The organism is Psychroflexus lacisalsi (assembly GCF_020164495.1).
GTDB lineage: Bacteria > Bacteroidota > Bacteroidia > Flavobacteriales > Flavobacteriaceae > Psychroflexus > Psychroflexus lacisalsi.
In genome coordinates this window covers 1-401 of sequence record NZ_JAIQYZ010000027.1, presented here as the reverse complement: position 1 = coordinate 401, position 401 = coordinate 1, and the positions used below count along the sequence as shown (strand labels likewise).

At 54.1% G+C, this 401-nt stretch carries 1 rRNA gene; it reads left to right on the top strand.

From position 1 onward, the window contains the following. A 16S ribosomal RNA gene (locus LB449_RS13830) occupies window positions 1-388 on the top strand; the annotation flags it as partial. Window positions 389-401: the final 13 nt, after the last annotated feature.

The window sequence follows — 401 nt, the reverse complement described above, 5'->3', positions numbered from 1 at the left end:
ACTCTAGCCATACTGCCAGTGTAAACTGTGAGGAAGGTGGGGATGACGTCAAATCATCACGGCCCTTACGTCCTGGGCTACACACGTGCTACAATGGTAGGGACAGAGAGCAGCCACTGGGTGACCAGGAGCGAATCTACAAACCCTATCACAGTTCGGATCGCAGTCTGCAACTCGACTGCGTGAAGCTGGAATCGCTAGTAATCGCATATCAGCCATGATGCGGTGAATACGTTCCCGGGCCTTGTACACACCGCCCGTCAAGCCATGGAAGCTGGGGGTACCTGAAGTCGGTCGCCGCAAGGAGCCGCCTAGGGTAAAACTAGTAACTGGGGCTAAGTCGTAACAAGGTAGCCGTACCGGAAGGTGCGGCTGGAATACCTCCTTTTTTAGAGTATTGC